This window comes from Agrobacterium sp. YIC 4121, assembly GCF_002008205.1.
GTDB classification, from domain to species: Bacteria; Pseudomonadota; Alphaproteobacteria; order Rhizobiales; family Rhizobiaceae; genus Agrobacterium; species Agrobacterium leguminum.
Genome location: NZ_MRDI01000015.1, coordinates 64151 through 88977 on the forward strand (window position 1 = coordinate 64151; position 24827 = coordinate 88977).

Annotated in this window: 23 protein-coding genes and 2 pseudogenes; 8 read left to right on the top strand and 17 right to left on the bottom strand. The window is 59.3% G+C overall.

What is annotated here, in order from left to right:
* Positions 1–138: 138 nt before the first annotated feature.
* From BTE54_RS14105 to BTE54_RS25495, 9 genes and pseudogenes are all read right to left on the bottom strand, one after another.
* Positions 139–933 carry an ABC transporter permease gene (locus BTE54_RS14105; protein WP_078052872.1) on the bottom strand — a complete coding sequence of 265 codons (795 nt, stop codon included), beginning with the start codon at positions 931–933 and terminating at the stop codon, positions 139–141.
* 12 nt (positions 934–945) lie between these two features.
* A complete protein-coding gene (locus BTE54_RS14110; RefSeq protein WP_003521979.1) occupies positions 946–1824 on the bottom strand; it encodes an ABC transporter permease in 879 nt (292 codons plus the stop codon).
* The gene (locus BTE54_RS14115; RefSeq protein WP_065654921.1) at positions 1821–2894 is read right to left on the bottom strand and encodes an ABC transporter ATP-binding protein; all 1074 of its coding nucleotides are present in this window, start codon (positions 2892–2894) and stop codon (positions 1821–1823) included. Before BTE54_RS14115 ends, BTE54_RS14110 begins: the two co-directional genes overlap by 4 nt.
* A 277-nt stretch (positions 2895–3171) precedes the next feature.
* The gene (locus BTE54_RS14120) at positions 3172–4212 is read right to left on the bottom strand and encodes an ABC transporter substrate-binding protein (protein ID WP_078052873.1); all 1041 of its coding nucleotides are present in this window, start codon (positions 4210–4212) and stop codon (positions 3172–3174) included.
* A 62-nt stretch (positions 4213–4274) separates the two neighbouring features.
* Positions 4275–4940, bottom strand: coding sequence for an RraA family protein (locus BTE54_RS14125; protein WP_003521976.1), 666 nt, complete (start codon positions 4938–4940; stop codon positions 4275–4277).
* 15 nt (positions 4941–4955) lie between these two features.
* Positions 4956–5738, bottom strand: coding sequence for a carbon-nitrogen hydrolase family protein (locus tag BTE54_RS14130; RefSeq protein WP_059761162.1), 783 nt, complete (start codon positions 5736–5738; stop codon positions 4956–4958).
* 147 nt (positions 5739–5885) lie between these two features.
* On the bottom strand, positions 5886–6794 hold the full coding sequence (locus BTE54_RS14135; RefSeq protein ID WP_065654919.1) for a LysR family transcriptional regulator: 909 nt from the start codon (positions 6792–6794) through the stop codon (positions 5886–5888).
* Positions 6795–6980: 186 nt separating this feature from the next.
* The gene (locus BTE54_RS14140; protein ID WP_078052933.1) at positions 6981–7577 is read right to left on the bottom strand and encodes an NUDIX domain-containing protein; all 597 of its coding nucleotides are present in this window, start codon (positions 7575–7577) and stop codon (positions 6981–6983) included.
* A 28-nt stretch (positions 7578–7605) separates the two neighbouring features.
* Positions 7606–7773: pseudogene (locus BTE54_RS25495) on the bottom strand (phenazine biosynthesis protein PhzF); the annotation flags it as partial.
* 202 nt (positions 7774–7975) lie between these two features.
* Between BTE54_RS25495 and BTE54_RS25285 the strand changes: the two are divergent.
* Entirely contained in the window at positions 7976–8146 is a 171-nt protein-coding gene (locus BTE54_RS25285) for a helix-turn-helix transcriptional regulator (RefSeq protein WP_244926241.1), read from the top strand.
* A gap of 53 nt (positions 8147–8199) precedes the next feature.
* On the opposite strand, the gene BTE54_RS14155 is transcribed toward BTE54_RS25285, so the two are convergent.
* The 4 genes from BTE54_RS14155 to BTE54_RS14170 form a co-directional block, all read right to left on the bottom strand.
* Positions 8200–9162, bottom strand: a complete 963-nt coding sequence (locus BTE54_RS14155) for a hypothetical protein (protein ID WP_078052875.1) — start codon at positions 9160–9162, stop codon at positions 8200–8202.
* Positions 9163–9243: 81 nt separating this feature from the next.
* Positions 9244–10929, bottom strand: coding sequence for an iron ABC transporter permease (locus BTE54_RS14160; protein WP_078052877.1), 1686 nt, complete (start codon positions 10927–10929; stop codon positions 9244–9246).
* Positions 10926–12023 carry an ABC transporter ATP-binding protein gene (locus BTE54_RS14165; RefSeq protein ID WP_245316588.1) on the bottom strand — a complete coding sequence of 366 codons (1098 nt, stop codon included), beginning with the start codon at positions 12021–12023 and terminating at the stop codon, positions 10926–10928. Before BTE54_RS14165 ends, BTE54_RS14160 begins: the two co-directional genes overlap by 4 nt.
* 102 nt (positions 12024–12125) lie before the next feature.
* On the bottom strand, positions 12126–13118 hold the full coding sequence (locus tag BTE54_RS14170) for an ABC transporter substrate-binding protein (RefSeq protein ID WP_065654914.1): 993 nt from the start codon (positions 13116–13118) through the stop codon (positions 12126–12128).
* 288 nt (positions 13119–13406) lie between these two features.
* On the opposite strand from BTE54_RS14170, the gene BTE54_RS14175 reads away from it, so the two are divergent.
* Complete coding sequence (locus BTE54_RS14175; protein WP_078052878.1) at positions 13407–14540, top strand: ROK family transcriptional regulator; 1134 nt, start codon at positions 13407–13409, stop codon at positions 14538–14540.
* A gap of 61 nt (positions 14541–14601) precedes the next feature.
* Here the strand turns inward: BTE54_RS14175 and BTE54_RS14180 are convergent, their stop codons facing one another.
* Both BTE54_RS14180 and BTE54_RS14185 read right to left on the bottom strand, forming a co-directional pair.
* The gene (locus BTE54_RS14180; protein WP_078052879.1) at positions 14602–15525 is read right to left on the bottom strand and encodes a dihydrodipicolinate synthase family protein; all 924 of its coding nucleotides are present in this window, start codon (positions 15523–15525) and stop codon (positions 14602–14604) included.
* A 101-nt stretch (positions 15526–15626) separates the two neighbouring features.
* Entirely contained in the window at positions 15627–16484 is an 858-nt protein-coding gene (locus BTE54_RS14185) for a LysR family transcriptional regulator (protein ID WP_078052881.1), read from the bottom strand.
* 91 nt (positions 16485–16575) lie between these two features.
* On the opposite strand from BTE54_RS14185, the gene BTE54_RS14190 reads away from it, so the two are divergent.
* From BTE54_RS14190 to BTE54_RS14215, 6 genes and pseudogenes are all read left to right on the top strand, one after another.
* A complete protein-coding gene (locus tag BTE54_RS14190; RefSeq protein ID WP_078052883.1) occupies positions 16576–17826 on the top strand; it encodes an MFS transporter in 1251 nt (416 codons plus the stop codon).
* Positions 17827–17836: 10 nt separating this feature from the next.
* A pseudogene (locus BTE54_RS24705) lies at positions 17837–17995 on the top strand (ketopantoate reductase family protein); the annotation flags it as partial.
* A 265-nt stretch (positions 17996–18260) separates the two neighbouring features.
* Positions 18261–19190: an MYG1 family protein gene (locus BTE54_RS14200; RefSeq protein ID WP_078052887.1), complete on the top strand. Its 930-nt coding sequence runs from the start codon at positions 18261–18263 to the stop codon at positions 19188–19190.
* A 219-nt stretch (positions 19191–19409) separates the two neighbouring features.
* Complete coding sequence (locus BTE54_RS14205; protein ID WP_059761233.1) at positions 19410–19958, top strand: TRAP transporter small permease subunit; 549 nt, start codon at positions 19410–19412, stop codon at positions 19956–19958.
* Between the two features lie 18 nt (positions 19959–19976).
* A complete protein-coding gene (locus BTE54_RS14210) occupies positions 19977–21482 on the top strand; it encodes a TRAP transporter large permease subunit (protein WP_174037429.1) in 1506 nt (501 codons plus the stop codon).
* 68 nt (positions 21483–21550) lie between these two features.
* On the top strand, positions 21551–22663 hold the full coding sequence (locus tag BTE54_RS14215) for a TRAP transporter substrate-binding protein (RefSeq protein ID WP_065654906.1): 1113 nt from the start codon (positions 21551–21553) through the stop codon (positions 22661–22663).
* Between the two features lie 63 nt (positions 22664–22726).
* Here the strand turns inward: BTE54_RS14215 and BTE54_RS14220 are convergent, their stop codons facing one another.
* Positions 22727–23359 (bottom strand): response regulator transcription factor, encoded by a 633-nt coding sequence (locus BTE54_RS14220; RefSeq protein ID WP_059761235.1) that lies wholly within the window; start codon positions 23357–23359, stop codon positions 22727–22729.
* Positions 23356–24753, bottom strand: coding sequence for a cache domain-containing protein (locus BTE54_RS14225; protein ID WP_078052889.1), 1398 nt, complete (start codon positions 24751–24753; stop codon positions 23356–23358). Before BTE54_RS14225 ends, BTE54_RS14220 begins: the two co-directional genes overlap by 4 nt.
* Between the last annotated feature and the right edge of the window lie 74 nt (positions 24754–24827).

Consider the following 24827-nt stretch of genomic DNA (forward strand, 5'->3'; position numbering starts at 1 on the left):
CCCTTTGCCTTCGTCTTTCAAAGCGAAATCAGCAGGCGCGACGGATCGCGCCGATGCAGCAGCAGCGTTCATAAACGGGAGTGAAATTCGCGCCTGTGCCAGTAGGGGCAGCCAGCGCCAGCCGGCAGCCCCACGACTTTATTTCACGAAAGTTTTGGTCAAGCCCGCCGTGCGGTCGACGATGAGGACGACGGCAAGGGTGAGCACGATCAAGAGAACGGAAATGGCCGCAACGAGCGGATCGGCCTGCGTTTCCACATGCTGATACATGGCGACGGGAAGCGTGGTGATGCGCGGGCCGGTGAGGAACAGCGAAATTACCGCTTCATCGAACGACACCAGAAAGGAAAGTGCCGCCGTCGCCACGACACCCGGCGCGATCATCGGCATGGTCACACGGCGGAAAACCGTGAGCGGCGATGCGCCCAGGGTGGAAGCGGCCTCTTCGAAGATCAGCGGCAGGCCGGCAAGCGAGGTGGTAAGCACACGCAGCGCATAAGGCAGCACGATGATGAGATGCGCGATCACCAGACCGGTGAAGGTGCCGAGCAGACCGGCACCGGCAAAGACGATGAGGATCGCAAGGCCGAGAACGATTGTCGGCAGCAGCAGCGGCGCGGTGAAGAAGGCGAGAAGCGCGTCCGCGCCGATGACCCGCATGCGCACGATGGCATAGGAGGCCGGCAGCGCTATCAGCATGGAGAGCGCGGTGACGATGATGGCGAGAAGGGTGCTGGTGCCGAGTGCTTCCATCATCTTGGAATTATGCATGAGATCGACATACCAGCGCAGGCTCCAGCCGGAGGGCGGAAAGGTCATGTAGCTGTCGGCCGAAAATGAGATCGGCACGACGAGAACCACGGGCGCCAGCAGGAAAAGGAACATGATGAAGGCGACGATTTTCAGCGCCAGCGGAGCGGGACGTTCTTCCATCTTCGATCTCCTTTAAAGAATGGCCCGCAGAAGCCGGGAATAGAGCACCAGGGCAGCGCCGAAAATAACGAGAATGATCATCGACAGGGTCGCGGCGAGCGGCCAGTTGAGCGTCACGATGGCCTGATCGTAGATTTCCGTCGCGAGAAGGAAGACGCGCCCGCCGCCAAGCAGCTTGGGGGTAATGAACGAACTGACGGCGAGAACGAAGGAAAGCAGGCAACCGAGCGCGACGCCGGGCATGGTGAGCGGCACGATGATCCGCCAGAAGACCTTCCACGGCGATGCGCCAAGCGTTTCCGCCGCCTCTTCGACACGCGGATCGAGCCTGCCGAAACCGGCAAGCAGCGCCAGGATCATATAGGGCATCAGGATTTCCGTGAGACCGATGACGACGCCGACCTTGTTGAACAGCAACCGCACGCCGCTTTCGGCACCGAGCGCTAAGAGGATGTTGTTGATGAGGCCGTCATCGGCAAGGATCGCGATCCAGCCATAGGTGCGCACCACGGCCGATGTGAGCAACGGCGAAATGACGAGCACCAGCAGCAGCGTCTTCCAGCGGCCCTGCGCCCGGTGAAGATAAAGCGCGATGGGATAGGAGGCGATGAGTGTGAGAACCGTGATCAGAAGACTGGTCAGGATGCTCTGGCCGATCAGTTCAATATAAAAACCGTCGGTCAGGGTGGACGACCAGTTGTCGAGCGTGTGGGCTTCGCCAAGACCGCCGCCGCCAAGGCTTTCACGGAAGGAAAGCAGGAGCAGGTTGAAGACGGGCATGACGAAGGCCAGCCCATTGACCGCAATGATCGGCCCGAGAAGAAGCGTTGCGAGAAACACCATGGAGGATGTGCGGCTGCCGGGAGCCGTGATCATGACCGCCGCTGTCATTGGCCTGCTCCGAAGACCAGCGTGTCCTCCACCCGCCAGACTAGGCTGACCGCGCTGCCCGCCGCCACAGGTGTTTCCCCGCCGGAAGTCGCGCGCTCCACCGACAATGTCTGTCCGCCCGCAGCGATCTCGTAGTGAAGGATATCGCCCGCATAATAGACATCGCGAACCTCACCGGCGATGCGATTGACCGGCGCCCCCTCGAAATCGGGTGCGGCGTCACCGGCAACCGTCATGGCCATACGGTGCGGCCGTACCATAAGGTCGATCTTGCCACTGTGCGAGCCGGGCGCACGCAACACCGCATCCCCGACCGTGATGTGATCGCCGACCGCGTTTCCGACCAGCCTGTTGGTGCGGCCGACGAAAGAGGCGACGAAAGCCGTTGCCGGGCGCTCGTAAAGATCATGCGGCGTACCGAGCTGTTCCAGACGCCCGCCATTGAGCACGGCAACCTTGTCGCACATGCTGAGCGCCTCCACCTGATCATGGGTGACGAAGATGGAGGTGATGCCGAGCTGTTTCTGGATGCGGCGGATTTCAGAGCGCATCTCGTCGCGCAGCTTGGCGTCGAGATTGGAAAGAGGTTCGTCAAACAAAAGGATGGAGGGCTGGATGACCAGTGCACGCGCCAGTGCGACGCGCTGCTGCTGGCCGCCGGAAAGCTGGGCGGGCCGGCGATCCTCGCGCCCTTCCAGCCGCACCATGGCAATCGCTTCGCGTGCACGCCGTTCCGCTTCGGCAGCCGGTACCTTGCGCATTTCAAGACCGAACATGACGTTCTTGAGAACCGTCATATGCGGGAAAAGCGCGTAACTCTGAAAAACGAGGCCGATATCGCGCTTGTAGGGAGCAAGCTGGGTCACATCCTTGCCGTCGATCAGGATCGAACCCGACGTCACGGGGGCAAGGCCGGCAATCATGCGCAGCGATGTCGACTTGCCGCAGCCGGATGGACCGAGGAAGGCAACCAGTTCGCCCTTGGGAATCTCGAGATTGAGATTATCCACGGCGACCATGGTTTCGTAGCGCTTGGTCAATGAACGAATCGAGAGAAATCCTGGCTGCATGATGTCTGAAGTTCCCATTCTGGCTTTTTGCCTTTCTCCAGAACATGTCCCATCCCGGCGGGGTCGCGGACATGCCCTGTCCCTTGATCTATGCAATCGCGGCGGAAATTCACCTGCACTCTGCGCGGCGCTTTCCCCAAGCAGGCCTTCGGGCCACCCACCCCTCCATCGATCCCAACACCGACGGAGGAAATGAGCCGGGGCCTATGCCGTTTCCGCATCCGCCCGAAGGGGATGCGGAAGACTTGCCATTTTTCACGACAGAGACGCGAAAGCCTTAGCGGCTGAGCGGGATGACCTTGCGGCGCCAGTCCTGCGTGATCTGGTCACGAACCTTCGAGAGGCCGATCCAGTCGACCGGGATAACCTTGTCCATCGCCTTGACGACCGTGCGATCGCTGACATCGGGAGCCACCGTGGCCTTGGCGTTGGTCGGCGCATAATACATGGCGGCGGTGAAGGCGGCCTGGGCTTCCGGGCTCAGCGCGTAATCGATGAACTTGCGGGCCGCCTCGGACGACGGGCCGCCCTTGACGAGATTGAGCGTGTTGATCTGCAGGATCGTGCCTTCCTTCGGAAGAACGACCTTCATCTTGCCCTTGGAACCATCGGCATTCACCTGGCTGCGGGCGTTCCAGCCCACGCCCAGCGACACCTGACCGTTGACGACAGTCGGATAGACTTCCGGCTTCGGTTCCCAGGTCTGGACGTTCGGCGCGACTTCCGCCATGGCATTGATGCCGGCGTCGATATTCTTGATGAAATCGGTGCCGCCATTCATGTGGTCCATGATGATGGTCGTGCCGATACCCACGATGTCAGGAGCGCTCAGCATGGCGATCTTGCCCTTGAAGGCGCTGTCTTTCAGGGCATTCCAGCTGTTCGGCGCGGTCTTGATTGCATCGGTGTTATAGATGAGAACGAGGTTGTCGAAGGTCACGCCGACACCGGCGACGCCCTTGAAGCGGGCGTTCGGATAGAGGTCGGCAACGTTCTTGGTAACGCTTTCATCGACCTTGTCGAACAGGCCTTCATCCGTGCCGGTCTTGGCGACGGAGACGTCCATCAGCGCGATATCGGATTGCGGAGCAGCTTTCTGGGCGCGCAGCGAGCCGAGCATGGCGGCGGAACCCTGCTGCGGGAAATAGTCGACCTTTATATCCGGGTTGGCGGCCATGAAAGGCTCGATGACGGCCTTGGTGTAACGCTCCTGGAAAAGGCCACTATAGCCGAGGAACGTCACGGTCTGCTGGGCGTGCGCCGGCATGGCGGCCGCGCCCAGCATGAGAATCCCACTCAGAAGTATCGATTTCTTCATTGTCCTGTTCTCCTCTATTGTTATTGGGAGTGGCGAACGGATCCGCCACCCGAAAGATTGTGTCAGGCGCTGAGCTTCGCCTGGACGAATTTGTTGGCGCCGGAAATATCCGGCAGCTTCTCGCCGTTGCGCAGGCGTTCCAAAAGCACGATCTCGGCTTCCTGCATGCCGATGGCGCGTTCCGCCATGGCGCGGGCCTGGCTCGGATGAAGGGCGACAACGCCGCTTTCGTCGCACAGGATCGCATCGCCCGGATTGATCATCTGGCCGCCGACGCTGATCGGAACGTTGATCGCACCTTCCAGACCAAGGATCTTGGTGGTGATCGGCGACGGGCCGCGGCACCACATGGGCATGTCGACCTTGGTGAACTCCGAGAAATCGGTCGCCGGGCCATCGACGACACCGGCTTTGACGCCGGCCATCTTCATGGTGTTGGTGATGACGCCGCCCCAGCAGGCGTGGCGGGTATCGCCGCAACGGTCGATGAGAACGATATCGCCCGGACGCACGAGTTGCGTCAGGTAGTGGAGCATGGTCGAATCCGCATTCGGGATGCGCAGCGTGACGGCGGTGCCCGCCACGCGCTTGCCCGGAAGAACGGCCCGGATTTCAGGATCGACGAAACCGGAATGAAGCACATGTCCGATCGTTGCGACTTCGACCTTTTCAAGAAGCTCGATGATGTCGGCGCCGATCTGTTCCGGCATGGGGTTGACGATAAACATTTGGTCTTTCTCCGATCAGAGAACGTGGTGGTTCGCCACCGGCACGTTGGCGCGCACCTTGGCCGAATAGTCGAAGTCGAGAGCGGCGCCGGCAGTTCCAACGGTGTCGGAGCATTGCGCGACGATGTGACCCCACGGATCGATGACCATGGAATGACCCCAGCAGGCCTTCTTGCCGCCCGCATGGGTGCCGATCTGGCCGACAGCGAGGAAATAGGTCTGGGTTTCGACAGCGCGGGCGCGGGCCAGCACTTCCCAATGGTCCTTGCCGGTCATCAGCGTGAAAGCGGCCGGCAGAACGATGACATCTGCACCCTTGTCCCGCAGGGCGCGGAACAGTTCCGGGAAGCGGATATCGTAGCAGATGCCGCAGCCAACCGTCCTGTCGCCAACCTTGTAGGTCACGACCTCTTCACCACGGGCAACGGAATCGGATTCACGGTAGCTGATGCCGTTCGGCGTATCGACGTCGAACAGGTGAATTTTACGGTAGCGGGCGATCTGTTTGCCGTCCGGGCCGAAAACGAGCGTCGAATTGTAAAAGCGGTTGCCTTCCTTCTCGACGATGGAACCGGCATGCAGCGTGATCGCGTGCTTTCTGGCCAGATCCGAAAGCAGCGAGTAGATCTCGCCGCCGGGGAATTCTTCCCCGCTCTCATGCATTTCCTGAGGATTATCTCCAAGAAATGCGAAGTATTCCGGAAGAACAACAAGATCAGGACTATCCGCCTTGACTGCCTTCTCAATTAAATCGGCAGCAACCTTGAGGTTTTCTGCCTTGTCGTTCTGGGTATTCATTTGAACAAGTGAGACTTTCACGTTGCTCTCCTCTCATGTTGCGAGGAGAATTAAGAACGGGAACTGTTTTCCTGACAAACGGAAAAACTCTATCGAAACCCATAAGGTAAGCTTATAGATTAATCATTTTGCGTTGCAGCATAAAATTTAAGCTGCGACCGTCATCCATTGCGTGGTGGTTTCACTGACGATTTCCGTCGCCATGTCGGCAATGGCACGGGCAAGCGCATTGTCGCCGCGCTCCTGATAAACCGTGTGGAAGGTAAGAGGCGGCACCGCCGGCGTGATGTCGAGAATACGCGCTTCGCCCGATTTGATGATGCCGTCCACCAAAACGCGCGGCAAGGCGCCCACCCCGACAGCCGTGGCCACAAGGCGCGTCATGATCGACAGCGAATTGGAATTGTAGATGCGGCTATCGGACAGTCCGTGGGAATCGAGAAGCGCCCGCAACGCCTGATGCGGCTGTGAGCCGGTCGAGAAGGTAAGCAGCGGAAAATGCGCTATATCTTCAAGCGTCACACCGGTTTCCGGCAGCGGCAGCTCGACGGCGCCGACCCAACAGGATTCGAAGGTGCAGAGCGGTGAGTTATAGATATCCGCAGCCATGATCGGCCCCATGATGAAACCGACATCCACCTCGCCGTTCTGAATGCGCTGCGAGAGTTTCAGGCTGGTATCGATGGTCAGATCGAGGCTGACACCGGGATATTGTTCGTTCACGCGGCGGATGAGCAGCGGCAGCCAGGCATAGACGATCGTATCGGCGGCACCGATCCGCACCGTACCCCTCAGCGCCTCCCGGTTACTGACGATCTGCCGGAACTCGCCGGTGAGATTGACGATCTTTTCGGCATGTTGCAGCGCCAGACGACCCGCGGGCGTGAGGTTGACGCAGCGCACATCGCGCGTGAACAGCACGACACCAAGCTCCCGCTCCAAAGCGGCAATCCGGTTGGACACCGATGCTTGCGTTGTGTGCAAACGTTCCGCGGCTGCCGAAAAGCTGCTCAATCGGGCAGCCCAGAGAAAAGTTTCGAGGAATCGCGTATTCATGGGCTCAATCTTCTCGCATGGCTCCGCGATCCAGCTCCAAGTCTCTGGCTTCGTCTTGCCCTTGGCCTTTGTGGTTCAAGGGGCAGTATGTCCGATGCGCGCGCCCATAGGCAAGCGATCAAAGCCGGCGCCTCCCTTTCTCAAGGGATTGCGCCGGCCTCCCTGAATGGAGGCATTGGATGGGGATCAGCGTGCCGTGATCTTTTCCTGCAAGAGCCGGATGGCAAGATGCTGGATCAGAATGATCGTCTTGGCATCGCGAATATCGCCGCGGCCGATCATCCGCATCGCCTCGGGCAAGGCGATTTCCAGCACGTCGATGTCTTCGCCCTCGTCCGCTGAACCGCCACCTGCCCCGACCTTATGTTTCTCGGCATATTCGCCGTAGAAAAAGGCGAGATATTCCGTGACCGATCCGGGGCTCATATAGATATCGAACAGATGCGTAAGTTCGGAAACCTCATAACCGGTTTCCTCGATCAGTTCCGCACGCATGCGCGTCGCCGGGTCAGCGCCTTCCAGCAGCCCCGCCGGTGTCTCGATCAGCGATTCCAGACCGCCATTCAAAAGTACCGGCAACCGGAACTGGCGGGTCAGCAGCACATTGTCGCTTGCCGGATTGTACAAAAGGCATGTCGCGCCGTTGCCGCGATCATATGCCTCCCGGGTCTGCCGTTGCCAGCTTCCGTCCCTCAGCTGAAGTTCATACTCATACTTGGTCAGCCGTCCCCAATCATCCGCCAATACGCGTTCGGAAATGGGGCGGTAAACACTGCTAGTCATCAAATTCACCTCGTTTTCGTCTGTCTTTTCAAAGGCCATGCAACCGGCCTTCGACATGCGTGCGCGTTTCGCCGCCAACCCATATCTGGCCGGCATCGTCGCGGGTCAGATAAATGCGGCCGTGGCGGCCAAGGTACGTTCCCTGCGCCGCGACATAGTCTTCGTCAACCACACCCGTCGCGAAAAGCCATTGCGCCGGCACGATCTTGCCACCACATTGCGCGCCATCGTGCGCCGTTTCGGGCTGAAGATATTTAGCCCGAACGCGATGGAATTCATGAGCCGCATCGTCGGACACGGCCTTGGCCGCCAGCCACGCATGGTGATGCCGTTGGGCGGTAATGACGACGGTGCAACACATGGAGCCGGACTGCTGAGCGGGCGGGAAACCACCGTTTTTGAAACTTCTCTCCGAAGGCCGCAGCAACAAGGAAATGGCCCGCGATCTCGGCCTTTCCGAAGCGACCGTGAAATTCCACCTGAAGAACATCTATGCGAAGCTTGGCGTCAGCCGGCGCGGCATGGCTGTCTCCGTCAGCAAACACTTCAAGCTGACCGACCGCGAATGACGCCGAAATCGATATGCGATGTCGGCCGGCTCACATGAGGTTCGTAGACTGGACTACCCTTGAACCAGGTTGAGGCAAATGACGGTCCTGTCATCGCTGAATTCCGCCGTTGTCGAACCTTTGACGGACGGATACTCACGCAGCTTGTGAAAATCCGCCGCCTCGACACGCGCGAATTCCGCTTCCCAGGCCGCAACATCCGTCCCCGTTGGCAGTGACAAATAGCCGTCGGAGAATATTTCAATGCTCGAGAGCCCGTCTTTGGCGATACGGACGTCAACCGTCCCCTCCTGCATGACGGTTCCGCCATTCACCGAGGCGTAACCCAGTACATGCCCATGCCGGTTTGCGAATTGCGGCTGGACACGGATTCCACCCATCAGGAATTCCTCGACCGTTTCAATCTCGTTCTCAAGGCCGCTCATCCCGGCCGCGGCAATAACGACATTTTCCGCATCCCGCGCCGTCATGATACCGTTTGCGACAGCCGAACGCAGGCCTGAGAAGATCGTCGCGCGCGTGCGCGCCTCGGCCGCGTCGCCATCGCCGATGGCGGCGAGAAGCTGTTTGAACACGAATATACGCGCCGAAGTGCTTACCGTATCGATAAGCTTTGTGTGCTGAAACAGACGGGTGCCGTTGATCCTGACGCCGGAATCGCCAGCAAGCAGCAGGCGGAAGCTGTCGCCCATATCCGCGACGATCGCCAGGGTGGTCGATGGCGGATGGCCAGCATTGATGCGCTGCGCCTCCTTTTTCAGGATATCGCTGATATTCTGAAAAAGCGCGGGCGCGGCGAGTGTTTCCAGCCTGCCGTCAAGGCTCATCTCAGCCACGGCATTAGCAGCGGCAAGGGCCGCGATGCGGCCGGAACTCAGCCCATCATAACTTGCTCCGGTCGGGTCGGTCGCGCCGTCGAAAACGGCCAGAACCCGTCCGGGAATGAGAAGCGCCACATCGTCCCCCGGCTTTGCGGCGTTCTTGTATTTCGATTGCGAAAAGCTCGCGATATTCATCTTTCTGGTGTCCTTGCAGAGGGAGGCTGGCGGCGACACATGGGTCGCCGCTGCTGTAGTTTTGAATGATATTTGATGGCTTCAGACGAAAGAGGCTTCCTTGTCTTCCGAAAGCCGGAAGACGACGAAGACGCAAAGTCCGGTGCTGACGAGAAGCAGCGTCGAAAGTGCGGCTGCCGTGCCGAACTCGCCGTCAATCACCTGAATATAGATCAGGACCGGCATCGTAATCGTCCGCGCCGTATAGAGGATCAGCGTCGAGGACAATTCGTTGATGGCGGTGATGAAGCTCATCAAGGAACCGATGATGAGCCCCGGCAACATCAGCGGCACCGTCACCGATATGAACGTCTTTGCCGGCGAAGCGCCGAGATTGACCGCGGCCTCCTCGATGGAAGGCTTGATCTGCCGCAGGATCGAGGTGGTGGAGCGGACGCCGTAAGGCAGGCGGCGGATAAACACCAGCAGGATGATGATCAATGCCGTGCCGGTAATGTCGAAAGGCGGATAACGGAACGTCGTGACGTAACCGATCGCCATGACGACACCGGGTATCAGATAGGGCACCATCAATAGAAGATCGAGCGAGCCTGATACTGCATTGTCTCGCCTGACAACGATGAAAGAGAGCAGGCCGGAAACGATGGCGATCAACACCACCGCGGCAAGCGCAAAGGTGAAGCTGTTGGCAATCGCCTGCGGTGAATCGCGGAGAATGCGGGCATAGCTGTCCAACCCGAAACCGCCGGTGAAAACGGGACCGTTCGTTGCGAGGAACGATGTGTAGATGACCGTGAGAGACGGCAGCATGGCAACAAAGACGACCAGATAGCAGAAACCGTGCACGATAAACGATTTCAGCGGGCGCATGGAGCGCTTTACCGGCCGGTTCGTCAATGAGCTGGCATAACGGCGCTTGGCGAGAATCTGCCGCTGCAAGAGAAGTGCGGCCATGGAAATCGCAATCATCACCATGGAAATCGTGACTGCCATGGTCGGCGTGCCGGCCATTTCGGAGGTGTATTGCGCATAGGCGATGGTCGAGAGCGTCCTGATGCCCTTGCCGAGGATTGCCGGCGTTCCGAAGTCTGCGATCGACAATACGAAGCAGATGATCGCGCCGGTGCTGACTGCCGGAAAGACCAGCGGCAAGGTGATCTTGCGGAACCGTTGGAACGCCGTGCAGCCGAGGTTTTCCGCCGCATCCTCATAGGATTTGTTGATGGTGTTCAGCGCATTTTCCGTCATCAGGAAGATATAGGGAAAGAACTTCAGGCTGAAGACCATCACGATGCCGGGTATCCCATAAATCGTCGGCAATGAAATACCGGCGAAAGACAGGAGATTGGTAACCGCGCCGTTGGCGCCGAACAGCATGATCCAGGCATAGGCGCCGATGAAGGGCGGTGCGCACAGAACCAGCACAGCGAAAGTCGCAATGAAGGTGCGGCCCTTTATGCGGTAACGCGAGGTGCAGAAGGCAAGCGGAATACCGAGCAGGCAGGCCCCCAACATGCCGAGCACGCCGATGACAAGCGTGTTCCACAATGCCACGGTATAAAAACGCCGCGTCAGCACTTGAACATAGTTGCCGAAACCGAAATCACCCGTCTTGGCGTCGAAGAAGCTGATGAAGAACACGCTGAAAATGGGCAGGATCAAAAAGATCGCCAATATGACAACGGCAAATGCCGTCACGCTGGTCCAGAAGCCTGGCAGTCTCAGGCGGAAGCCGCCCGTCGTTGCGGTCGCGGTCATATCCGTCATGACAGGCGCTCCCCGGTAACGCCCTCACCGAAGAGCTTGGTATCGCCCGCAGACCAGGAGAAAACCGTTTTCTGGCCGGGCTGAAGGGCGATGATATCGGGCGACGGCTTGGTGATCGCCTCGATTTCCTCTCCCGACGACAGTACCGCGGCAACATTCATCTCGCGACCGGTGAAGCTGACCTGCCTTATGGTGACAGGCAGTTCGATGCGGCGTTCATCTTCGGTCGCGGGCGAGCCAACGGTAATCGCTTCGGGACGGATGGCGGCAACGACCGTTCGTTGCGGCGCAATGGCGTCGACCTGCGGTAGCGCCACCACGTGCCCGGAAATGGAGGTCTGTCCGCCCGAACGATCCAGCGTCAGGAAATTGTTCGCACCCACGAAGGAGGCGACGAAACGGTTGGCGGGATTGTTATAAACCTCCCAGGGTGCAGCTGCCTGCTGGATGACGCCGCCATACATCACACAGACCAGATCGGACATGGCAAGCGCCTCCTCCTGATCGTGGGTCACATAAACCGTGGTAATGTTCATGGCCTGCTGGATTTCGCGCAGCTCGCGCCGCAGATCCACGCGCAGTTTCGCATCGAGGTTGGATAATGGCTCATCCATCAACAGCACTTTCGGATTGATGACGAGCGCTCGCGCCAGACCGACGCGCTGCTGCTGACCGCCGGATAATTCATGCGGCATGCGCTTGGCGTAGGGAGCGAGCTGCACGATATCGAGAATCTTGCCGACACGTTCACGAATCTCGGCGGAAGACGCCTTGCGCTGCTTCAAACCGAAGGCGATGTTGTCGAATACGGAAATATGCGGGAAGACCGCATAATCCTGAAAGACCATGCCGACGTCACGCTTATGCGCAGGCACATGTTCGATCGCCTGTCTTTCGATACTGATGCTGCCGCTATCCTGCTGGTGAAACCCGGCAATCGTGCGCAGGAGGGTCGTCTTGCCGCATCCGCTTGGACCGAGAAGCGTAAAAAACGATCCCGAGGGGATGGAGATATTGATGTCGGAGAGGGCAACGACATCCCGGTAACTCTTCTTGATGCTGGTAATTTCCACGGCGGCCATGTGCTGCTCCATGACAGATCCTGCACGGCCGGTGACCACGCTGGACAAAACGAAAGCGAATTGTGAATGGGATAAAGGGGGACGGCAGCCTCTGCGCCGTCCCCGGCAATTATCTTACTGAACGTCGAGCAATGTCTCGTTCCATTTTTCCATCAGGCGCGCGCGGTTGTCCGCAGCCCATTTGAAATCGTATTTGGCGTCTGGAACATCGGAAAGCGGAACGAGTGCCGGATTGGCGGGGACATCGGTTCGAACCGAGCGACGACCCGCCTTCACCACGATTTCCTGCGCTTCCTTGGAGACGATGAAATCGATGAAGGCCTTGCCATTGTCGGCATTCGGCGCTCCCTTCACGAGCGCCATGCCGTCAGGCGCAATTGCCGTACCCTCTTTCGGATACACGATTTCGACCGGCGCGCTGCCGAGCTTGTAGCGCAGCGCGGCATCTTCCAGCGTAATGCCAACGGCCTGCTCGCCGTCGTTCACGAAACGCGGCACCGCGCCTGACGAGGTGGAAAGAACCGAGTTGCCGAGGATGCCGGTATAAATTTCCCAGCCTTTTTCCTCGCTGTCGAAATCCTGCAATACCGTCGCCATCTGAATATAGGCCGAGCCGGACTGATCGGCGCGGGCCGACGAAATCAGACCTTTATATTCCGGCTTTGCAAGATCGGCCCAGGACGTCGGAACGGGAGCGCCTTTCAAGGCTTCCTTATTGACGATAAAGGCCGTGACGACAGCCGTGAAAGGCACCCAGTTCGCGCTCGGTGAAAAGGCTGGGTTGATCGATGCAGCCTCAACCGGCTTGTATGGCTCGAAAAGGTCGGCGGAGAAATCGATAACCGTTCCGTCGACGCTCCAGATCACATCGCCCGCCGCCTTGCCGCTCTCCGCCTTGATGCGGTTCATCAGCTCGCCGGACCCGGCTTTGACAAGCTCGACCTTGGTGCCGGTTTTCTTTTCGAACATGGGCAACAACTCATCCATGAGCTGCTGCGGGGCGGCGGAATAGACCACGACGGTACCTTCCGCATGAGCGAAAGCCGCGCTGGCAAGGAAAGTGGCGCCGGCAAAAAGGCGCGCGAAAATAGTGCATGATTGACGCATAAGGGGGCTCCGTTTTTTGTTCCCTGACAGACCGGCCCTGCGACATGATTTCTTTTTGATTTTGCCGTCGCCACCCGCCGTCTGCGATTTATTTTCGTTACGTAAATTAATTAGTCAAGCCGGAATTTATTTCGAATATGACAATAAAATATCATATTGAAAAAACACATTATTTCCTGATTTTGACTTACAGCCACCCAATTTCAATGGCGGGATTTCCGGCGAAACGCGTGTACAATCGCGTAATTTTCGCTAATCATCCGGCATAATTTCTCGCGGGAGACTTTTTTGATCGATCTCGGCTACAATGAGCGGCGTCTGCTCGAGATTTTGCGCGGCAAGGGAGGCATGTCGCGTATCGAGCTGGCGCGGGAGATGAATGTTTCCGCACCCACGCTGACCCGCCTGACGGCCAATCTCCTGGAATCCGGCCTCATCGTCGAAGCGGAGGAGGCACGCAATGACGGTAAACGGGGGAAGCCCTCCACCGCCATCGAAATCAACCCGAACGGGCTTTTCACGCTGGGGGTCTACTTCAATCCAGACGATCTGCGTGTCTGCGTGGCCGATCTCAACGGCACGATAAGGCAGGAAATCAGATCGGAACTGGAAGGGCACAGTTTCGAACATATTATGGAGATGGCCGAGGCATCCGCCCGGCAAGTTCTTGAAAAAGCAAAGATAAGAAAGAAAGATGTGCTGGGCTGCGGTATCAGCTTTCCCGGCCATTTCAAGCGGGATCGCGGCCATGTCTTCCGCATCAAGCAGTTCGAAAGCTGGCGCGATATCGACGTCGAAAAGGACTTCCAGCCCTATTTCGATTTCCCGGTCTTTCACGAAAATGACGGCAACACCGTCATTCTTTCCGAACTCTATTATGGTGCAGGCCGCAATATTCGCAATTTCGCGATGATCTGGCTGACATATGGCATCGGTGGCGCCCTGGTGGTGCAGCGCCATCTCTACCGCGGCACCAATGGCAATGCCGGCGAGTTCGGCGGACTGTTTCCAAAATCCCATCCCCGCCCCTCGGGACAGGACCTGTGCGACACTCTGGCTGCTCAAGGCATCGGCATTCGACGCCTGAAGGACATTGACGAAAGTTATGCCGACCACCCCGCCGTGGTGTCGTGGCTGGAGCGGGCAACGGATCAGCTTCGCCTTCTTTCACTGACGGTCGCCCGCACGATGGATCCGGCAGCCATCATTTTCGGTGGATCGCTGCCGGACTGGATTCTCGAACATATCGTGGGGCGTATCGGTTCTCTGGAAATACTCGGCGAAGATTTTTTCGTCGAGCCGCCGGAAATACGCAAATCGATCATGAGCGACTTGCCTCATCTGGGCGCCGCCAGCATACCGATCTACCGCGCCACCACGCCCAGCTATTATTCCGGGCGGGCGCTGAAAGGCTGGGCATGACATGCCATGGCCGCCAGAACTCTTTCCCCATTGGCCTCCCTGTTGATGACAGGGGAAGCCGCTATCTTGATATGCGCCGCCGGAATTCCTCCGTGCCCTGCATGATCTTGTCCAGAAGAGCCTCTATCGCCCAGAAACGCTCCTGAATATCGAACGTCACCGCACGGCTTTCGATGTCGCTTATGGTGCCGAGGCGCTGGTGATAGAGCTTCGCCAGTTTGGGATACCCCATGGGCTCCGCCATGGCGGCGAGCGCCAGATAGACCGACAGCTCGTCAGCCAGTTCCGGTTGCCGGCCGGCTTCCGTCAGCAGCCATTTGTAGAGATCGGGATGGAAATTGGTGAAGACCCCGGTGAAACCGCGCGATCCCGCTTTCATGGCGTCGAATGCAATTGCCGCATTGGCGTTGACGATGGCGAGCGGTGTATTCGCGGTGAGGGCTACACGCCGCTTGACCGTTTCAAGATCACAGGAGACATCCTTCAGGATAACGAAGCGACCGCTATTGGCGCAGAAGGAAATTTCAGCATCGGTCATGAGACGGCGATAGGGCGCCGGGCATTCGTAGAGACCAAGCGGCAGGTCGGAAGGCAGACGCTCAAGGAGCCAGCCGAGATCGTCGAGAAACTTCGAGCCGCCCTGCTGCCGGGCATCCAGCCGGTTGGTGACAAGCACCACGCCGTCAACTCCCGTCTGCGCGATGGCATTGAGCTCTTTCTGCTGATCCTCAAGCGTCTCGCTGATATGGCCCGAGGCAATGACGGGAATGCGGCCGGCTGCGGCCTTCTTAACAAAAGCAGCCAGTTCCACGCGCTCCTCAAGGGTGAGGAACATCATTTCAGAAGACTGGCAAACGGCAAACAGCGCGTCCGATCCATTGGCGATGTACCATTCCACGAGATTGGCGACGCCCTCGAAATCTATCTTGCCGCCCCTGAAGGGGGTGATCATCACGGGAATGATGCCTTCGATACGCTTGGTCATTGTTTTCGTCCTGTCAAACATATGTGGTTCCGGCATTCCGATGCGGAAGCCTTGCCGGCGTGGATCAGAGCTGTCGAAGATGAAATTCGAAAATAGGCCATTCAGGCTCGTGGGGACTGAAATGCCCGCGTGATCCGTCGCAGCACGGCGTTCGCATGATCGCCTGTGACCGCGGAAATCATCACCACGTCCAGTTTCGAAAGCTGTGGGAGCAGGCCTTCCCTCACCTCCCGCAGACCGGCGGGCGCTACACTTCGCGCCAGCAGTGCGACGCCGATCCCGGCTTCGGCAGCCGCTCCCACCGCCGTTGCCCCGGTTCCGACGAACACCTCACGCCAGGCGATGTCTGCCGCCTCCAGCGCCCGAAGGGCCATGGCTCGCAAATTGCAGGGCTCCGGTTGAAGCACCAGCGGCACCGGCAGGTTGGAAGGCAGATCGAAATCCGCGCTGCAGTACCAGCCGAAACTTTCCTGAAACAGCAACTCGCCATCGCGTCGGATATCGTCATGCCGCAACACGACGATCGCATCGAGCGCGCCGGCATCGTAGAGCTCAAGCAGGGTCCTGGTGCCGGCGGTGCGCAAATGAAGCGTAACGCTCGTCTCACGCTCGCTGATCACCCGGAGTATCCGGGGCAAATCGGCCCCGATCAAATGATGCGTGAAACCGATTGCGAGGCGGGTCGGCTCCTGCCCAAAGACATCGAGCGCACGCCGGCCGGCCGCAACATAAGCCCGCGCGGGCTCCAGAAAGCGTTCGCCGGCCGCCGTCAAACGCACGCGACGCGGCGTCCGTTCGACGAGACGATGCCCCAGCATGTCCTCAAGCCGGCGCAGGCGCAGCGATATCGCAGCCTGTGACGTGTTCATCACGCCTGCAACCCGTGTGAAAGACTGCAATTCGGCAACGAGAAGAAAAGCCTCGACGGCCTCGGGATCCAATGAGCGCATGTTTTGCATAACAAGCTGTTATCGCTGAAATGCGCAAGCCCCTAATTCTATCGGGTTCTCGCGAGCGCTATTGCACGAAAACACTCGATAGGAGCTTTTCGTGTCTTCACAGATTTCCTCGACCTCGCCCACGCCCGCCACCGACCGCCGGATCTGGGCAGTCCTTGCGGTCGCCGTCGCAACGCAAACCGCGGGCTCGTTCGTATCGCAGGGGATTTACATCCTCGTGCCCTTCTGGCGGGAAGCATTCGGCATCTCCCTTGCATCCGCATCACTGGCCGTGACCGTCATGAACGGTGTGCAGATCGTGACGATGTTCACGCTCGGCCGCGCCATCGATATTCACGGTGAGCGCCGCATCGTCGGCATTGCCATGCTCGGCATGGCGCTCGCAATGGCCTGCGCGGCGGCATTCGCAGACAGCCTGCCGGCGCTGCTTTTGTGCATCACGTTTCTGGGCGGCACCTATGCTGCGGTCCAACCGGGCGGCACGCGGGCGATCATGCGCTGGTTCCCGCCTGCCAAGCGCGGCATAGCGACTGGGTTTCGGCAGGCTGCGGTTCCTTTCGGAACGATGATCGCGGCCGCCCTCCTCCCGTTCATGGCGGTTCGTTACGGATGGCATGCGGCAGCATGGCTCTGCGCCGGTGTTTCCGTCACGGGCGCCGCACTCTTCTGGGGTCTCTATCGCGAGGGAGGCGATGTGGCCGCAAAAACCGAGCGCCCGCTTTCCCTGGCAAAACTCGCCCGCGAGGTCGGGCAGAATTCGAGCTTCTGGCCCGTATTACGGCTTGGTATCGCCATGTCCGCGTTTCAATTCACCCTCACCGCGCACGTCATCGGCTTCATGGCGGATGGATTGGGGCTTGGCCTTTTTGCCGCATCGTCCATGTTTGCCGCAACGCAGCTTGCGGGCATTCCCGGCCGGATTTTGCTGCCATGGCTCAGCGACCGTTTCAGGCCCGGCCTTCGTACGCAATCCTTCGGCCTGGTATCCGTCATTGCCGCAGGCGCTGCCGCAATCCTCGCGGCACTGCCCATCGGCGTTCCGACGCCGATTATCCTCATCGTGCTTGTCGTGCTGGGAATATTCGGGATCGGGTGGTTTCCACTTTATCTTTTGCAGATCGCCGAAAGCGCACCGAAAGGTTCGATAGCGTCGACGATTGCCTTCGCTTCCACGATCTGCCTGGGTGTCATGGCAATCGGCCCCTATATATTCGGCCTTCTGGTCGATCATCTCGGCTACGGGGCAGCATGGTCCGCACTGATCGTGCCGGTGGTCGCAACAGCGCTGCCCCTCACAATCTCATCGCCGCGCCTGCCGAAAGCTCAGATCGGCTCTTCATGAAACGGGATAGGCGCGGTTCACCGAAACCGGCAAGGTGGTGGTGCGCGGCGAGCCGCAATTGGGCATCGTGACAGTCGGGCGTTTTCCGCTTGGACAGGATGACGTGACCGCGCAGGTCACGGCGGACCTCAACAGGGCAGGATATCTTGCCGAGGCAAGCGACGACATCCATGAGGACACCTCCGTCGCCATTCTCGGACGCGCCGCCTTTGACCGCTGGAAAACGAGCGGGAATGACCGGTCGGCACCCAACCTGTGGATCCTGAAGACGGCTTGAAACGCGGTGACAAACCGCCTTTCCTTCGGATCACGACGTCCAGCATATCGTTGCTTTTAGCCTCCATTGCGAATGGCGGGTTGAGATGCAGTCCGGCAAAGGGTATGAGGTGCCACTCCCAGGCGGAGCTTCCGCAAGCAACAAGGCGCATCCTGACATGATCCCGGACTTCCTCGTCACCCATTCCGGTGGCTTCCATGCCGACGAACTGCTGTCGAGCGTCGTGCTGACCCGGCTTTTCCCGCAGGCACGCCTGATCCGCAGCAGGGCGCCCGAATGGATCGCACCCGGCGCAGACCGCATCGTCTACGACGTCGGCGGTGTTTATGACGCGGCGAAGGGCGCCTTCGATCACCACCAGCGCGGTGCGCCGTTGCGCGAAGACGGTCAGCCCTATAGTTCGTTCGGACTGATCTGGAAGCATTTCGGCCGCGATTATCTCGCCGCCTTCGGCGTTCCTGAAGACCATATCGAAACCGTTCACGCCTCTTTCGATGCCAGCTTCGTGCTGCCGGTCGATCTGGTCGACAATGGCGCGCTCAGCCCCTCCACCGCGGGGGCACTCGCCGGGCTGACCCTGCCAGTCCTGCTGGAAACTCTGAAACCTGTTTTCGACGAGACAGATCCCGAAGCGGACAATCGCAGTTTCCACGCGGCGCTGGCCATCGCCCGCAGCTTCGTGGAGGCAAAGATTGCCAACAGCGCCGCGAAATTGCGGGCTGAAGCGCTCGTGAGCCGGGCTATCGTTGATGCCGGCGAGAGACAAATTCTGGAACTGCCGATGGGAATGCCGTTTCGGCCCGCCATCAAGAAGGCGGGCGCCGACCATCTGCTCTTCGTCGTTCATCCACGCAACAATGACTGGTGCCTGACGGGCATCCGCCGCGAGGATGAAGGCTTTGAACTGCGGGCGGATTTACCGGCGGCCTGGGCCGGCCTGACGGACAAAGATCTGGAAGCGGTTTGCGGCGTCGAAGGCGCGAGCTTCTGCCACAACGGCCGATTTGTCGCGGCGGCCAGAACCCGCGATGCGGCACTCGCCATGGCGGAACTGGCGGTAAAAGAGGCGACCGCAGCCAAACAGTGACATCGCAGCCGACCATGCAACCACGCATTCGGCCCGGCAGCAGGAGGCGAAATTAAGCCCGGGTGCGGGTTTTGATCTCGCCCATACCCAGTTCTCGGTACGTCTCAGGAAATTCGCCGTCGCGCGCCCTTGAGCGTCAGGCACCCATGGTTATCCTGCCCGAATTATGGCGGTCACACACGTATTGAGGAGTACGCGGCCGCTTTCGGGGAGGATACCATGAAGTTTCTGTTGGCCGTTTCGCGCGCCATCGATGCCGCCAATGCAGCCATTGGCAAAGGCATTTCCTGGCTGCTTCTCGCGGCCATTTTCATCAGCGCCATCAATGCCGTCATGCGCAAGGCGTTTTCGATGAGTTCCAACGCCTGGCTTGAATCGCAGTGGTATTTGTTTTCCGCCGTGTTTCTGATCGCCGCCGCCTACACGCTTCTTAACAACGAGCATGTGAAGGTCGATCTGGTCTACGGTAATCTTCCGCGCAAGGGACAGCTGTGGGTCGACATTCTCGGGACCATTTTCTTTCTCATGCCCTTCTGCCTCATCACGGTCTATCTCTCCTGGCCGGTGTTTCTGCAGAAACTTGCTTCCGGTGAGGTTTCAAACAACACGGGCGGCCTCATTCAATGGCCCGTCTGGGCGCTGATACCGATTGGCTTCAGCCTTCTCGCCATCCAGGGCGTTTCGGAACTCATCAAGCGTGTCGCGATCCTGCGCGGCGATATCCCCGATCCCGTTGCAGAGGCTGACGCCGCGGCGGCAATGCTCTGATCGAAGGAAAAAACAACAATGGCATTCATTGCGGAAAATCTCGCGCCCATCATGTTTGCGGCGCTCATCATCGTGCTGTTGCTCGGCTATCCCGTGGCCTTCGCGCTAGCCTTTGTCGGCTTTTTCTTCGGCTTCATCGGGATCGAACTCGGCTTGCTGCCAGCGACGCTGTTCCAGGCCATTCCCGATCGCATATTCGGCCAGATGTCGAACGAAACGCTGCTGGCGATACCGTTCTTCACCTTCATGGGGCTCATTCTTGAAAAGAGCGGCATGGCGGAGGATTTGCTGGACACGATCGGCCAGCTGTTTGGACCGGTCCGCGGCGGCATTGCGTTTGCCGTGATCTTCGTCGGGGCAATTCTGGCCGCCACCACCGGCGTCGTCGCCGCCTCGGTTATCTCGATGGGCCTCATCTCGCTTCCCATCATGTTGCGCTATGGTTATGACCGCAAGGTCGCCGCCGGCACGATCGCGGCTTCCGGCACGCTGGCGCAGATCATCCCGCCCAGCCTCGTGTTGATCGTGCTCGCCGACCAGCTTGGCCGTTCGGTGGGCGACATGTACAAGGGCGCGCTCGTTCCGGGTCTTATGCTCGTGGCGGCCTATGCGCTCTATATCATCGTGACCTCGATCATCAGCCCCACGAAAGTCCCGGCCCTGCCGCTGGAGGCGCGGACCCTGCGCGGCACCAAGCTGCTGCTAAAGGTCATCACCTCGCTGGTGCCGCCGCTCGTCTTGATATTCCTCGTGCTCGGCACGATCTTCCTTGGGATCGCCACCCCCACGGAAGGCGGTGCCATGGGTGCTGTCGGCGCGCTTGCCCTTGCGTTTGCCAACCGCAAGCTCAATTTCGGTCTGATCCAGCAGTCGCTGCACGCCACGGCGAAGCTGTCGTCCTTCGTGCTGCTCATCCTGCTCGGCGCGCGCGTCTTTTCCCTGACCTTCTATGGCGTGAACGGCCACGTCTGGGTCGAGCATCTGATGACATCGATCCCGGGCGGCGAGATCGGCTTCCTGATCGTCGCCAACCTGCTGGTCTTTTTCCTGGCCTTCTTCCTCGATTATTTCGAGCTGGCCTTCATCATCATCCCGCTGCTGGCGCCGGTCGCCGATGCGCTTGGCATCGACCTGATCTGGTTTGGCGTGATGCTAGCGGTCAACATGCAGACGTCGTTCATGCACCCGCCCTTCGGTTTCTCTCTGTTCTTCCTGCGATCCGTCGCACCGACGCGGGCCTACAAGGATCGGATCACGGGACAGACGATCCAGCCGGTCACCTCGTCCCAGATCTACCTGGGCGCCATTCCCTATCTGTTCATCCAGCTGACCATGGTCGTCATCATCATCGCCTTCCCCGGCATCGTGATGCACTACAAGTCAGGCGCCAAGGTGGCGGATCCTTCGTCCGTCCATATCAACGTTCCCATGCCGAGTGCGGGAACGGACGCCGATCCCTTCGCCAATCCTTTCTCGGCACCCGGCAACAGCGCACCGAGCTTCGGAAAGCCGGCCACCCCATGACAATCGGCCGGGCGCAAAAGCGCCCGCCGCAACAAAAATCGCTGACGTTCAATAGGAGGAGGTAATCTATGAAGGTCAACCCAGGTCGCAGACAACTCTTGTCGGGCGGCGTACTTGCAGGGGCTGCTGCGGCTGCTTCGGCACTTGCGACACCCGCCATAGCCCAGTCTTTGCCAACCGTTCGCTGGCGTCTCACGTCCGGCTTCCCGAACAATCTGGACACGATCTATGGCGGCGCCGTCGTCATGGCCAATGCATTGAAGGCGATTACAGGCGGAAAGTTCGAAATCCAGGTCTTCCAGGCCGGTGAAATCGTTCCCGGCGCCCAGGCCATCGACGCCGTAAAAGCCAATACCGTCGAGATTTCCCATACCTGCGGCTATTATTTCACCGGGAAAGATCCGACATTCGCCATCGGTTCGACCATCCCCTTCGGCCTGAACGCCCGCCAGCAGAACGCATGGCTCTACCACGGCGGCGGCAACGAGGCTTACAACGAATTCCTTTCCGACTACGGCGTCATCGGCATTCCCGGTGGAGCAACGGGCGCCCAGATGGGCGGCTGGTATCGCAAGGAGATCAAGAGCCTCGAGGATATCAAGGGCCTCAAGATGCGTATTGCCGGCGTCGCCGGACAGGTGCTCGCCAAGCTTGGCGCGGTGCCGCAGCAGCTTCCGGGCGGCGACATCTATCCGGCGCTGGAGCGGGGCACGATTGATGCCGCGGAATGGGTCGGTCCCTATGACGACGAAAAGCTCGGCTTCTACCAGATCGCGCCATACTACTATTATCCCGCATTCTGGGAAGGCGGACTGACGATCCACTTCTTCGTCAACAAGGACCAGTACGCAGCATTGCCTGATGAATACAAGGCAGCCCTCGACACCGCCTGCAAGGCCGCCAACATCAACATGCAGGCGCTTTACGACGTCAAGAACAAGGATGCGATCCGCTCGCTGGTTTCCAAGGGCACGCAGCTTCGCCCGCTGCCCCGCGATGTGCTCGACGCCGCCTATAAGGCGACCTTCGAGCTTTATGACGAGTACACCCAGAAGCATCCCGCATGGGCCAAGATCTATCCGGGCTGGAAGAAGTTCCGCGACGAGAGCTTCGAATGGTTCCGCGTCGCCGAATATACCTATGACAGCTACGGCTATGCCATGCAGACGGCCGGCAAATAAGCCGACATAGACTTTACTGAGGCCCCCGAATGGCGACATTCCGGGGCCTCAACCCTTTGGCGGCTATTCTTTGATAAGCCCGTTATCGATCGCATAGCGGATGAGACCGGCGGTCGTCGCTATATCCAGTTTCCTCTTGATGTTCTTGCGATGGGTTTCCATCGTGCGCTCGGCGATGTCGAGCGCCAGGGCAGCGTCGCGATTGCTCTTTCCGCGCGCGATCAGCAGCAGAACTTCCTGCTCGCGTGTCGTCAGCGCCTTCAGCCTGCCGGAAGACCCTTCCATCAGCACATCGCGAACGCCAGAGGAAAAATAGGTGCCGCCGGCAGCCACGGTTTCGATTGCGGCGACTATTTCTTCGGTCGCCACGTCCTTCAGAATGTAACCGGCCGCACCATACATGACCGAGGTCGATATATATTCCCGGCTGTCATGCATCGACAGCATCAGCACCCGGGCGGAAAGCTGCTTTTCCTTGAACAGCTCCAGGGCATCGATGCCATTGATCTGCGGCATGTTGATATCCATCAGCACCACATCGGGCCGCGTGGCGACAGCCGCGTCGATACCGGCCATGGCGGACACGGCGGTTCCAACGACCGCGAGATGCTCGTAAGTCTCGAGGACGGCCCTCAACCCATCCAGAACGAGAGGATGGTTGTCTATCAACAACACACGGATCGGATGAACGGTCACTCGGCGGCCTCCTGCAAGCCGCCATTGCGATCCTTCATGGCGGTGATGGGCAGCACCGCCCGCAGAACGGTTCCCTTTGCCGAGCTTTCGACATCCAGCCTGCCCCCGAAATGCGTCATGCGTTCCTGCATGTTTCTCAAACCGAGCCCCTTGCTCGCCGGCATCCCGTTTTCCGTCCGAACGGCCGGAAAGCCGCGGCCATTGTCGCTGACATCCATCTGCACCCGTTCGTCGCGACTGGAAAACCGGATGGCGACCTGCGTCGCGTCGGCATGGCGCTCGATATTGGTCAGCGCCTCCTGTGCGACACGGTAAAGCGCAACCCGTGCCTCCGGGACAAGCATATGCTTGAAGGCTACCGATTCAAGCGTCGCCGCGATTCCCGTGCGTTCGGAAAAACTCGAGATCAGGGATTCCAGAGCTGCCGTCAGCCCCAGATCGTCGAGAACACGCGGGCGAAGATCGTGCGAGATGCGGCGGACTTCCTTGATCGCTTCGTTCAGCGCAATGGCGCCTTTGCCGATTGCCTCGACAGCGCCGACATTATCCGGCGTGACCTTGCGCCGCGCGAGATCGATCGCAAAACGCACGCCGACAAGATTTTGGGAAATGCCATCATGCAGTTCCCGGGCAATGCGCAGACGCTCCTCCTCCTGGGTATCGATGATCCTTTGCATCAATTCCTTGAGCCGGCCATCCGCCAGCCGCTGCTGGCGCAGATTGAGCAACATGCAGGTGGCAAACACCAGCAATACGGCGGGAACCGCAAACAGGGCGACGATCAGGAAGTTCCAGGTGATCGAATGCCGCAACTCCTCCTTCGCCGCTGCCGTCGTCGCAAAAACGTCGTCGAGGTAAACGCCGGTACCGATCATCCAGCGCCATTTGTCGAGGCCGGCCGCAAAGGAAAGCTTGTCGGCCATTTTTTTGGTGGAAGGCTTTTCCCACTTGTACTGGACCAGTCCTCCCCCCTTTTTCGCCTCGACGATCAGATCGTAGATCACCCGGTTGCCATCGGGATCGTGGAGATCCAGCCAGTTGTTCCCCGGACGGAAATTCTGTCGCGGATGGACCACGTTCAGCCCGTCATAGTCATAGACGAAGAAATAGCCGTCAGTGCCGTAGTCGAGACCGGTCAGGATGCGCTTGACCTCTTCCTTCGCGGCCTCGTCATCAGGTCCTGCCCTGTCATAGACCGAGCGGATCGCCGAAAGGGCAAGATTGGTGAGGTTGAGGAGTTCAGCCTCCTTTGCCGCGAGCATGTTTCGTTCGAACGCATCGATGCTCGTGCGCGCCAGCGTCATGGACTGCCACGTAATCAGCGCTGTGATGACGATAATCGCAAGAACGAGAGGCCCGATGGCCAATGCGAGAATCTGGCTCCTGAGTTTCATGCGCCCCCCGACACATTCATCTTGCACACTTCACTTCACAACACTTAATGCCGCAAATCGGCGACGTTGGAAAG